This is a genomic window from Sulfuritalea sp. (assembly GCF_017302275.1).
GTDB lineage: Bacteria > Pseudomonadota > Gammaproteobacteria > Burkholderiales > Rhodocyclaceae > Sulfuritalea.
Window position 1 is genome coordinate 19,197 of sequence record NZ_JAFLDR010000047.1, and the last position, 11,043, is coordinate 30,239.

An 11,043-nucleotide genomic window follows, 5' to 3' on the forward strand; every position below is an offset into this window, starting at 1 on the left:
CATGGGTCAGGATGCCGGGGACGGCGCCGCGCGGGCGATGAGGTGGATGCTGTGGCGTACATCCGCCGCGAGCAGCAGTTCGGTCTGGGCCGCCGCCAGGGTGATCCGCGCATCGAAACGCAGCAGGCCTCCGTCATCGACCTGCAATATGCCGCCGTCGATCAGGTTGCGCACCACGTTGGCGAACAGCAGCTTTTCCGAGAACTCGGCGGAGTTGAATTCGTAGAGCATGGCCAGCCGCTGCGCCAGCAAATGGGCATCCTCCTCCAGCCGGGCGCGGGTGAGCTGGCCGCTGCCGTAATGCTGCAGCAGCGCCAGGGTAAGGAATTGGCGTTCCAGGGTGGGGCGCAGGATCTCGCCCAGTTGCTGCAGCTGCGGACTGGCCTCGCTGTTGGGCGGCGGTGCGCGCAGGCTGTCGCCGTCGCCATCCTGGATCAGGCCGCGTTGCGCCAGGGCCGACTCGGTGAGGTCGATTACCGCATCGAGTTCCTCGGTCGGCCAGGGCAGGAACAGTTCGGCGCGCAACAGGCCGTAGATGCCGCGGATGGCTTCCCTTGCCCGCTGTCGCGACAGTTGCCGGTTGTGGCTGACCAGGCACGCCAGCAGCGCGGGCAGGGCAAGCAGGTGCAGGATGTTGTTGCGGAAATAGGCGAGCAGCGCCGCCTGCTGTTCGTCGGCGCGGATCATGTCGCCCAGCGGATGCGGATGGCACTGCACCAAGTCGAGCCGGCGCACATAGGCTATCACCTCGTCCGGCGGCAGGTCGCAACGAACGATGGTCCCGGCCCAGGATGTCTGCGCCAGCAGGTGCTGGCAGTGGCCGATCTGCTTTTGCAACAGCCGCAAGTCGGCGGCATGCTTGGGCGTCGATAGCAGCGTCGCGGCGACCAGGTTGACCGGATTAACCACCGCCAGCGAATTGATCCGCCGCGCCAGTTCCATCGCGGTGGCATCCACGGCACCGCGCAGCCAGGGCGCCTGTGCATCGAAGGGCAGCTCGCGCCAGTCCGGTTGCTGGGCATCGAGGAATTCCGCCAGCGCCAGCGGCGGGCCGAAATTGACATGGACCTTGCCGAAGTTCTGCTTCAGCAGCCGCGCGGCGCGCACCAGGTCGAACAAGGATTCGGACTTCTTGGGGCGGCCGTGGAGTTCCGCCAGGTAGCTATTGCCCTCCATCAGCTTCTCGTAGCCGACATAGACCGGGACGAACACCAGCGGCCGCGCATGGCTGCGCACGAAACTCTGGACGGTCATGGCGAGGATCCCGGCCTTGGGGGCCAGTGTGCGCCCACCGCGGCTGCGGCCGCCCTCGATGAAGTATTCCATCGGAAAGCCGCGCTCGATCATCAGGTGCACATACTCCTGGAACACCGTCGCATACAGCGGTTCGCCCTTGATCTTGCGGCGCAGGAAGAAGGCCCCCGAGCGGCGCAGGATCGAGCCCACCAGCGGCAGGTTCAGGTTGGCGCCGGCCGCGATGTGGGGCACCATCAAACCGCGATTGAAAATGATGTAGGAGAGCAGCAAGTAATCGGCATGGCTGCGATGGCAGGGCACGTAGATGATGCCGTGGCCCGGTGCCACGTTGGTCACCCGCTCGAAATTGTGCACCTCGATGCCGTTGTAGATCTTGTTCCAGACCCAGGTCAGGAACAGGGCGAAGGCCTTCACTACGGCATAGCTGTAGTCCGAAGCGATTTCGATCGCAAACTCGCGCGCCGTTTTTTTTGCGGCGACCAGGGAAATCGACCTGGCTTCAGCCTCGGCGGCAATCGCCTTGTGCACCGAAGGCGTGTTCAAAAGAGTTTGCAACTGGGTATGGCGGTGGGACAGGTCGGGGCCGATCGCCATTTCGCGCTGGCGCCGGAAATGCACGCGCAGGATGCGTCCCAGTTTGCGCACCGCGTGAGCTTCGTCGATGCCATCGCTCAGAAATTCGCGCAGGGAAATCGGCGCGTTGAAGCGCAGCATCGTATGGCGCCCGTGGATCAGCATCGCCAGCAGGTGGCGCAGGGTACTGACCTGCTGCCAGGATTCGGCGAGCAGGGCCTTCAGTACCGACTCCTGCTTGCCGGGCTCTCGTCCCCAGAGTATGGTGACCGGGACCAGCTGCACGTCGAAGCGGGTATCGGTGAAGGCGGCCCTGACCATGGCCTTGAGCATCGGCGCCGCGCTGACGCGCGGATTGGGCACCAGGCGGCCGCGTTCGTTGTGCGAGAGGAAGAAAAACGAACGCTGCGATGTGTAGGCCTCGTCCCGCATCGGGTGCAAGGCGCGCGGCAGGCCCAGTTGGCCGCACTCGTGGTCAAGCACCAGCAGGTTGGAAAGATGGCGCTCATCGAGCACGTAGCAGACCGGCAGGTCAGGCTTCAAGCCGAGCGCTTCCGGGGATTCCGGAAACACCTGGGTGCGCGTCCCGAGGTAGAGGATCCGGCGCAGGACGCCCAGCATCCAGCCGGTCAGGTCGAATAGGGGCGGCCTGCTCACGGGCGGTCGGTCTGGTCCGCCACACGGGCGCCGGTCGGTCGATGCGTGGCCACGCACCTACTCCCCGGAGTTAAGGCGATAGATGCGCGCGATGAGTTCGGAGACCTCCGCCCGCTCCGAACCCTCGGCCTGGTTCAGGGCATGCGTCGGCCCGTGCAGCAGTTTGTTGGTCAGCCCGTGCGACAGCGCATCCAGCACCCTGGTCGGATCCTCGCCGCGCGCCAGCAGCTTGAGCGCATGCTCCACCTCATGGCGGCGGGTGCGCTCGCCGGCATCGCGCAGCGCACGTATGGTCGGCACGGTCTCCCGCGATTCCATCCATTGCAGGAATCCGGACACGCGGTCGGTGATGATCGCCTCGGCTTCGACCACGGCCGCCTGCCGCGATTCGAGGCCGGATTCGACGATCTGGCCGAGGTCGTCCAGCGTGTAGAGGAATACGTCGTCCAGCCGGCCGACCTCTTCCTCGATGTCGCGCGGCACCGCCAGATCGACCATCACCATCGGCTTGTGCCGGCGCGCCTTGAGCGCGCGCTCCACCAGCCCGAGGCCGACGATCGGCAGGGAGCTCGCGGTGCAGGACACCACGACGTCGTAATCGGCGAGGCGCTCGCCAAGCTGATCCAGGCGCATGGCATCGCCGGCGAAACGCGCCGCGAGGTCGGCGCCGCGTTCCAGCGTGCGATTGGCGATGGTAAGGCGCGCGGGTTTCTGCGCGGCGAAATGCGCGGCGCAAAGTTCGATCATCTCCCCGGCACCGATGAAGAGCACCTTCTGCGCCGCCAGGCTGTCGAAGATTCGCGCCGACAGATGCACCGCGGCCGCAGCCATCGATACCGTGTTGGCGCCGATCGCCGTGGTCGAACGAACTTCCTTGGCCACGGCAAAGGTTTTCTGGAACAACTTGCCGAGCAGGGTTCCCATGGTCCCGGCTTCCTCGGCGACGCGCGCGGCCTGCTTCATCTGGCCGAGGATCTGCGGCTCGCCCAGCACCATCGAATCGAGTCCGGCGGCGACGCGGAACATGTGGCGCACCGCATCCCGCTGCGGGTGACGGTAGAGATAGGGATGGATCTTCTGTGGCGGCAGCGAGTGATATTCGGCCAGCCAGTCGGCGGCAACGTCGGGGTTCTCCGCCGCGCAGTAGAGCTCCGTGCGGTTGCAGGTCGACAGGATGGCCGCCTCGCGCACCTGTTTCACCCGCAACAGGTCATGCAAAGCCTGGCCCATGCGCGACGGGTCGAACGCCACCCGCTCGCGAACCGAGAGCGGGGCCGTATGGTGGTTGATTCCCAGGGCGAATAGCTGCACGTGGATATGACCTTGAATCGCTGCAAAAAATCCTGCAGGGCGTATTAGAAACCGATCGGCCCCAAACGACAAGGAGGCCGCACGCGAAGCGGAGCCCCCCGAAGCCGTGATTATCCCACTTGGTGATGCCGTCTGCCGCCTCGCGTGACCGGCATACTCCCGGCCAAGGGGCAGGCAGCGCAAGGCCCGGCACCGCGTGGCATGCCTCCCCGGCCAGTGCGGGATGCGGCCCAAACAGGTAAAATTCCGCGTTTTCGTGCCGTCCGGCAATCAACCGGCCCGCAGCGCTTGGCAGCGCGCCGTATCGCCAGCGCCGACTTCTGGAGAATTTCAGTGCAACTTGTTTGTCTCGACCTCGAAGGCGTGCTCGTTCCGGAAATCTGGATCGAGTTTTCCAGGCGCACCGGCATCCCGGAGCTTTCCCGCACCACGCGCGACGAACCGGACTACGACAAGCTGATGAAGTACCGGCTGGACCTGTTGAAGAAGAACCGCCTCGGCCTGCCCGACATCCAGAAGGTGATTTCCGACATGGGGCCGATGGACGGCGCCCGCGACTTCCTCGACGCCCTGCGCCGCGATTTCCAGGTCATCATCCTGTCCGACACCTTCTACGAGTTCGCCATGCCGCTGATGGCGCAACTGAACATGCCCGTGCTGTTCTGCCACAAGCTGGAAGCCGACGCAGCCGGCTTCGTGGTGAATTACCACCTGCGCATGCCGAACCAGAAAATGGAGTCGGTCCGGCGTTTCAAGGAACTCAACTTCAAGGTCATCGCCGGCGGCGACTCCTACAACGACACGGCGATGCTGGCCGAGGCCCACGCCGGCATCCTGTTCCATCCGCCGCAGAACGTGATCGACGAATTTCCGCAGTTTCCGGTGACCATGAACTACACGGAATTCCGCGCCGAGATCGACAAGGCTTCGGCGAGAATCTGAGATGCATCGGGAAAGGTTCTACACCCTCTCCGCCTCGTGCCCCGACCAGGTCGGCATCATCGCGCGCGTCACCGGCTTCATCGCCGAGCACGGCGGCTGGATCCTCGAATCGCGCTTTCACGCCGATGACGCCCTTGCCGCCGGGCCGCCCCAAGGCGAGGGCCGCCAGCAAACCGGAGCCGGCAATGCCGGCGAACGACCGTCACCCCCTTCCCCGGGAAGGGGGCGGGGCGATGGTTCCGATTGCGCGCGCTACTTCATGCGCATCGAGGTCAAGGCCGACTCCCTGCCCTTCCACCTCGCCGAGTTCCGCCGCCGCTTCGAGCCGCTCGCGGACGCGCTGCGCATGGACTGGCGCATCAACGACTCCGCAGTGAAGAAGCGCGTCGTGGTGCTGGTCTCGAAGCAGGAACATTGCCTCTACGACCTGCTGGCGCGCTGGCAGTCGAAGGAACTCGACATCGAGATCGCCTGCGTGATCTCGAACCACGACACCTTCAAAGGCTTCGTCGAATGGCACGGCATTCCGTTCCACCACGTGCCGGTGCCGGCCGACAACAAGGCCGCCGCCTACGCCGAGGTGCAACGGCTGTTCGAGGAAGTGCATGGCGACACCATGGTGCTCGCCCGTTACATGCAGATCCTCTCGCCGGAACTGTGCGCCGCGTATCCGGGCCGCATCCTCAACATCCACCACAGCTTCCTGCCCTCCTTCGTCGGCGCCAGGCCCTACCACCAGGCCTACACCCGAGGCGTAAAGCTGATCGGCGCGACCTGCCACTACGTCACCGCCGAGCTCGACCAGGGCCCGATCATCGAGCAGGACGTGATCCGCATCGACCACTCGGATTCGGTCGAGGACATGGTGCGTTACGGCAAGGACATCGAGAAGACGGTGCTGGCGCGCGGCCTGCGCTACCACCTCGAGGACCGCGTGCTGGTCCATGGCAACAAGACCGTGGTGTTCAGGTAAAGGTCAAACAATGAAAGCGTTCGCACTTGGCGTGATCGGCGTGCTCCTCGGTGGCCAGGTGCTGGCCGCCGACAACCGCCAGCTCGCCCCCCTGCCCCCCGCCGCGCAGGAAGCCCTGCGCGAGGAAATGCTGGGCAACCTGCTCGCCATCAACGAAGTCCTGACGCTGATGGCGGCCGGCAAGCTGAAGGAAGCCGGCGAGGTCGCGGAAAAGTCACTCGGGCAATCTGCGATGGGCAAGCATCGCGGCAAACCGCTCGATGCACGCCCGGGGGCGCACATGCCGCAGGACATGCATCAGATCGGCATCGACGGCCACCGCGCCGCCAGCGAGTTCGCCCGCGCGGCGGCCGGCGGCGACCGCGAACAAGCGCTGGCGCTGCTTCCCGGCCTTACCGGCGCCTGCGTCGCCTGCCACTACTCCTGGCGCACGCGCTGAGTCAGCGCGCGGCCGGGTTGACCCGGCGCAACAGCAACCAGAGTCCGACCAGAACCATCGGCAGGCTCAGCCACTGCCCCATGCTGACGGTATAGGACCAGCCGAAGATGCCGTGGTCCGGCTCGCGGAAGTACTCGGCGGCGAAACGCAGCACGCCGTAGCCGACGAGGAAGGCGCCGGCCACCGCGCCCACCGCGCGCTGCCGCGCCGAATACAGCCAGAGGATGACGAACAGCAGCAAGCCCTCGCCCGCCGCCTGGTAAAGCGGCGACGGATGGCGCGGCAGGCTGTCCACCTGCGGAAACACCATGGCCCAGGGCAGCGCCGGGTCCGCCACGCGGCCCCACAGTTCGCCGTTGATGAAATTGCCGATGCGTCCCGCCATGAGCCCCAGCGGCACCAGCGGCGCGATGAAGTCGATCACCGAGAGGAAGGACCGGCCGTTCTTGCGGCCCCACAGCGCCATCGCCAGCAGCACGCCCAGCAGGCCGCCGTGAAAGGCCATGCCGCCTTTCCAGACGGCGGGAATTTCCAGCGGGCGCGCCAGGTAATAGCCCGGTTCGTAGAACAGCACCTGCCCCAGGCGGCCGCCAATGACCACGCCAAGCACGCCGTAGAACAACAGGTCGTCGATGTCGGTCGCCTTCATCGCATGCCAGGGCTGCGCCGCCGCCCGGCGCTTGCCCAGCCAGAGAAAGGCGAGAAAACCGGCAAGGTACATCAGGCCGTACCAGCGCACGGCCAGCGGGCCGATGGAAATCGCGATGGGGTCGAACTGGGGATGGATCAGCATGGCGGATCAGGCTCCGTGGCACTTCTTGTATTTCTTGCCGCTGCCACAGGGGCAGGGCTCGTTGCGCCCGACTTTGGGGCCCTGGCGAACCGGAACCGGCATCGGCGCCGGTTTGCGCGCGGTCGGCGGCTTGTCGTGGAACCCCGCCCACCAGCCGATCTCCGCCTTCACACTGTGCACATAGCCCCTGCCGCGCCCGAGCTGCTCGTCGCGGCAGGTTTCATAGGGGCGCGGGATATTCTCCTCAACCCAGGGCAGGTCGGCGATCGTCGAATCGAGCAGTCCGTCCGCGTACCAGCCTCGAATGCGTTCCAGCATCTCCACCGCGCCGAGGTCGACGGCAACCGACGCCACCGAGTCGAGCATTTCGAATTTATTGGATTCGTTCCCGGGTTGGCGCAGGCGCGTCGCTTCGGCGTCGCCCAGGCGCATCAGATAGGCGATCAATTCATCGCGCGAGGCATCGCCCTCGAATACCCGCACCATGATCGCGTCCAGCGCCGCGTGCCGAGCCCAATGCGCGGCGGCGCGGTCCTCGACCAGCCCTCGCAGCAGGCTCAAGTCGCCGTCACAAACCGAGGCCAGGCAGCGTCCGTAGGATTCGGTCACCGTGTCGCCCAGCAACTGCTCGACGACATCCTCCGAGTGATGCCCGAGCCGCGCCAGCGGCGCATACGCCGTCGTCTCGCGCCAGGTGGCCAGCAGGTGCATGGCGTAGAGGTGAAGCACGTAGTCGGGATTGGCGCCCTCTTCCGGATGATCCGCCAGCCGCGCGATCGACTCCACCAGGAAGGGTGCCACGTCGGTGCGATGCTCATCGGCAAAGGCGATCGCCGCCTCGGGGAAGGGTTGCGAGAAATACTCGATCTGCGCGCGCAGCGTGCTCCAGGCGTCGGACATGGTTATAACGGCGAAGGAAAAGTCCGAAGGATACAGGCTCAGGAGTCGGCGCCGGCGCTACGGCCTCCCGCCTGTTCCGGCGGCGGCGAGTTCGGCCTGATTTCCCGCGGATCGGGCACCACCACAAGGCCGCCACGAAATAACGGTCCTTGCGCGCCACCACTGCCGGCCGTGTGCGACCGCCGCCGCAATCCCGCCAGCGACATCGCGGCAACATGCAGACCGGTTTCCGCGCGCCCATTGATCCAGGCCAGCACCCTGGCCTCCGGCGCCTTGCTGGTGAATTCCGACCGAACGCAGGTGTCGGGCAGATGCTTCACCAATCGGGTGCCCGCACCGTTTCAGTGGAACGGGAAAGCCCGGCGCTTCGCCGCGCGGCGCGCCGTTCAACACAGCGAGCAAGGATGGTCCGGCCGACAGGCGCCGGTATTCCGGCGCGGCGATCACCACCACCGCCGCGCCACGATGCGTGACGAGCCGCGCCCCTTCCGCGAGCACGCGATCCACCAGCTCGCCGAAGCGGCTCCTGGCTTCCCGCAATTGCCATGTATGCGTGATGCTCTCGTTGCCGATGGACCAGTCTGTCCGGCCGACCCACATGCTGCACTGCGCGTCGAATGTCACCAAGCCGAATGTCGCCAGCGCGCCGGCGCGATGCCTCCGGAGTCGGTGCCGGCGCGACGGCGTGTCGGGAATTGCGGAACTGACGCTAGGCAGCGCCCCGGACTGCCCGGCATCCACGGCATCCGGAATGTCACCATCAATGAGTACTTATCGGCCTGAGCAGACAGTGGCATTGGTCGCGCCAAAACCAATCGCAAACGTCCGCTAATCAAAACTAGAAATTAGTGCTCTTGGGACAAACTGGGCGCTGGCCAATACGGACAGCGCTGGCCTTTGACATATGAGCCGGCGGCAGCCGGATGGACCCAGTCTCTTCCCTATTGCGTTTGGTCGAATTACCAATGTTGCTAGGCCGCTACCGCCACCGTTTTCAGATTTGCGCGACTGTACTGGTGGACGGCATAGCGTCCCAAGTGCGTCCTGCAAAGACACGACCATTCTCCTTTTTTGACCGCCTCTTGCCGTCCGCGCCCCATCCACCCCATTGCTTGAAGAAAAAGGCGGAACCTTGGGCTTCACAAGCTTCCTTAATGTTGGCTACCCACATTGGATCCATCGGGCGGGCCTTCGGCCCCGATTCGCCTCCGACTATGACCCAATGAATGTGCTGTAAATCAATCTCGCCAAGATCGTCCAGAAGAGGCTCAACGGACAGAAATCGAATCGCTGCAGGAATGGCGCGCAAATCATCGATGCGCGGCAAGCCATGTCTTCGGTCTTCTACCGATACGCCGAGCCAAACATTGCCATGGACTCTTCGTCCCTTGTTTGCAAAATACCTACGCATCCGGCTCGAACGCTTTGTGAGAATTTGATAGGTGTGTTGCGGCGTGGAGCCGATCACTTCGAATACACGGTCAAGAAACGAGAAGGGGATGTCCTCATGAAACAGATCGCTCATCGAGTTGACGAAATACACCGTTGGCTTTTTTCGAGCCAGCGGCTCGACTAGGCGCTCTGGCAGCAGACTCAAGGCAAAGCCGTTCTCATAACCGCGAACACCCATAGCCTTCAGTCGTCGAGCCATTGTTTCCGCATAGCAATGCTTACACCCTGGTGAAACCTTTGTGCACCCCGTGGTGGGATTCCAAGTCTGTTCGGTCCATTCGATCGATGTAGTGGTGGTCATCTTGTTTTCCTTAGCCGTTCCGCCTTATCGAAATAGACAAAGTGCTTTTTCCGGCTTCCGCGAGCATCGATATTTTCCACTTTTCCGGCGGCTTGAAGTCGGCCAAATGCCTGCTGAAAGTCCGAAATCTGCCAACCCTGGCTTTCAAGCATGTCAGCAAGCACAGCTTCGTCGAATGCTCTGGCTTCCGTATCGAGCAATTTCAGCCAGTAATCCTCGACTATGTCCAATCCGACACGACCATCGTCAATTTGTTCCGCTTCTTGCTCCGGTGCGAAAAGCCCGCCCTGCCCGGACTTCTCGCGAGCTGTTTGTATGCGGACAACACGCTGGATGAAGTCGACCTTCTCGGACTGCTCAGCGAAAACGACAATCCCTTTGGGATGGCGGGTGACATAGACCATGTGGTATTTGGTTCTGTCCTTATCCTTGTCCTTCACAATTGCATGGTATGCACGGGGTTTCTCTCGCCCCTCAGTTCCAGCCGCAGCCTTTAAGCACTCTCGATAACGGTTTACAACCCAGGCTGCGCGATCCTTCGGCAACCGCGCAGCTAGTGTTTGTCGATCAGATTCGTCCAACTTACCCAACATGTCCGTGACCTGGTTGTTCAAGCTTGGTAGATCAATGAATCGATTAAAAAAGTCGTACATGAAATTAATCAGCAGTTCCGAACGGGGCCGCGCAGCCAGTTTGCGCAGTTTCGGAATGGTCACGTCCTTCCATCCCTTAGGGTCGATGAAAAAGAACGCGAACCCATTGCCGCACAGGCGCAGTATGTCGTCCTGCAATTCAGAATAGTCGCCGTAGAGCGCATGACATTCGATGCTTGGTGGCGCGTTGGTCGTTAAGTAACTCGCGAGGCGTTGGTAGCGACGCTCTGCCTTCTCGACATAAATAGCGCGCAACTTCAGGCTCGGAATACTGTAGGGCGGCGCAGCGAGGGTATCTTGAACTCCCTTAAGGATGCCAAGGGAAATGGCGATGGAAGTTCCGTCCAGTGATTCATCTTCGGATCCCCAAGGACCGGCGAAGCAATCTACATAGGTAATTTCGCGGGTACCGCTCGTACCGACTATGAGCAGGAGCTTCTGCAGGTAGCCTTTCAGCAGCTCATGCTTGATGAGGGAATGCTCACGGCCTCGATAGGTGTGATCGATTTCCATGGAGTGTCGTAGCCGTGGCAGATTGCGTTAAGTGTGCCCCTGACGTTTGCCGGCATAGTGGGGAAAACCTAGTGATTTAAATACCAATTCCATTTTTGCTGGTTTGTTATCAAGGTGCTGACTGCTGCCCTGCCTAACAACCTGATACGGCTTATTGAGACTTCCGTAATTCATGACATCACCACAAGGTAGCCTGCATCCAGCAAGCGGCGATGATCGAGGGGCGCTTTTGAGCGCTCTTGAGTTTGTTGCGTGCGGTCGTGTGCAGTTCGCTCAGAT

Annotated in this window: 10 protein-coding genes; 3 read left to right on the plus strand and 7 right to left on the minus strand. The window is 63.0% G+C overall.

From position 1 onward, the window contains the following. Positions 1–6 precede the first annotated feature (6 nt). The gene (gene plsB / locus J0M27_RS18585; RefSeq protein ID WP_294995279.1) at positions 7–2,487 is read right to left on the minus strand and encodes a glycerol-3-phosphate 1-O-acyltransferase PlsB; all 2,481 of its coding nucleotides are present in this window, start codon (positions 2,485–2,487) and stop codon (positions 7–9) included. A 57-nt stretch (positions 2,488–2,544) separates the two neighbouring features. Then, positions 2,545–3,798: a glutamyl-tRNA reductase gene (hemA, locus tag J0M27_RS18590; protein WP_294995282.1), complete on the minus strand. Its 1,254-nt coding sequence runs from the start codon at positions 3,796–3,798 to the stop codon at positions 2,545–2,547. A gap of 333 nt (positions 3,799–4,131) precedes the next feature. Between hemA and thrH the strand changes: the two genes are divergently transcribed. Genes thrH through J0M27_RS18605 form a run of 3 tightly spaced genes read left to right on the plus strand, consistent with a single transcriptional unit; the run spans position 4,132 to position 6,152 of the window. Next, positions 4,132–4,740 (plus strand): bifunctional phosphoserine phosphatase/homoserine phosphotransferase ThrH, encoded by a 609-nt coding sequence (gene thrH, locus J0M27_RS18595; RefSeq protein WP_294995284.1) that lies wholly within the window; start codon positions 4,132–4,134, stop codon positions 4,738–4,740. A 1-nt stretch (position 4,741) separates the two neighbouring features. Then, positions 4,742–5,713, plus strand: a complete 972-nt coding sequence (gene purU, locus J0M27_RS18600) for a formyltetrahydrofolate deformylase (protein ID WP_294995287.1) — start codon at positions 4,742–4,744, stop codon at positions 5,711–5,713. A 10-nt stretch (positions 5,714–5,723) separates the two neighbouring features. Further along, on the plus strand, positions 5,724–6,152 hold the full coding sequence (locus J0M27_RS18605) for a hypothetical protein (RefSeq protein WP_294995290.1): 429 nt from the start codon (positions 5,724–5,726) through the stop codon (positions 6,150–6,152). Between the two features lies 1 nt (position 6,153). Here J0M27_RS18605 and lgt read toward each other — a convergent pair whose 3' ends face one another. From lgt to tcmP, 5 genes are all read right to left on the minus strand, one after another. Continuing rightward, entirely contained in the window at positions 6,154–6,945 is a 792-nt protein-coding gene (lgt, locus tag J0M27_RS18610; RefSeq protein ID WP_294995293.1) for a prolipoprotein diacylglyceryl transferase, read from the minus strand. A 6-nt stretch (positions 6,946–6,951) separates the two neighbouring features. After that, positions 6,952–7,845, minus strand: coding sequence for a DUF1186 domain-containing protein (locus J0M27_RS18615; protein WP_294995296.1), 894 nt, complete (start codon positions 7,843–7,845; stop codon positions 6,952–6,954). A gap of 57 nt (positions 7,846–7,902) precedes the next feature. After that, positions 7,903–8,469 carry a type II toxin-antitoxin system Phd/YefM family antitoxin gene (locus tag J0M27_RS18620; protein WP_294995310.1) on the minus strand — a complete coding sequence of 189 codons (567 nt, stop codon included), beginning with the start codon at positions 8,467–8,469 and terminating at the stop codon, positions 7,903–7,905. 370 nt (positions 8,470–8,839) lie between these two features. Next, positions 8,840–9,598, minus strand: a complete 759-nt coding sequence (locus J0M27_RS18625; RefSeq protein WP_294995299.1) for a phage Gp37/Gp68 family protein — start codon at positions 9,596–9,598, stop codon at positions 8,840–8,842. Next, positions 9,595–10,764 (minus strand): three-Cys-motif partner protein TcmP, encoded by a 1,170-nt coding sequence (tcmP, locus tag J0M27_RS18630; protein WP_294995301.1) that lies wholly within the window; start codon positions 10,762–10,764, stop codon positions 9,595–9,597. Before tcmP ends, J0M27_RS18625 begins: the two co-directional genes overlap by 4 nt. Positions 10,765–11,043 lie beyond the last annotated feature (279 nt).

What these genes read in the sequence shown, in the direction of transcription:
- J0M27_RS18615 (WP_294995296.1), bottom strand. Translation starts at nt 7,845, where the DNA reads ATGTCCGACGCCTGGAGCACGCTGCGCGCGCAGATCGAGTATTTCTCG.
- lgt (WP_294995293.1), bottom strand. Translation starts at nt 6,945, where the DNA reads ATGCTGATCCATCCCCAGTTCGACCCCATCGCGATTTCCATCGGCCCG.
- J0M27_RS18625 (WP_294995299.1), bottom strand. Translation starts at nt 9,598, where the DNA reads ATGACCACCACTACATCGATCGAATGGACCGAACAGACTTGGAATCCC.
- purU (WP_294995287.1), top strand. Translation starts at nt 4,742, where the DNA reads ATGCATCGGGAAAGGTTCTACACCCTCTCCGCCTCGTGCCCCGACCAG.
- J0M27_RS18605 (WP_294995290.1), top strand. Translation starts at nt 5,724, where the DNA reads ATGAAAGCGTTCGCACTTGGCGTGATCGGCGTGCTCCTCGGTGGCCAG.
- tcmP (WP_294995301.1), bottom strand. Translation starts at nt 10,764, where the DNA reads ATGGAAATCGATCACACCTATCGAGGCCGTGAGCATTCCCTCATCAAG.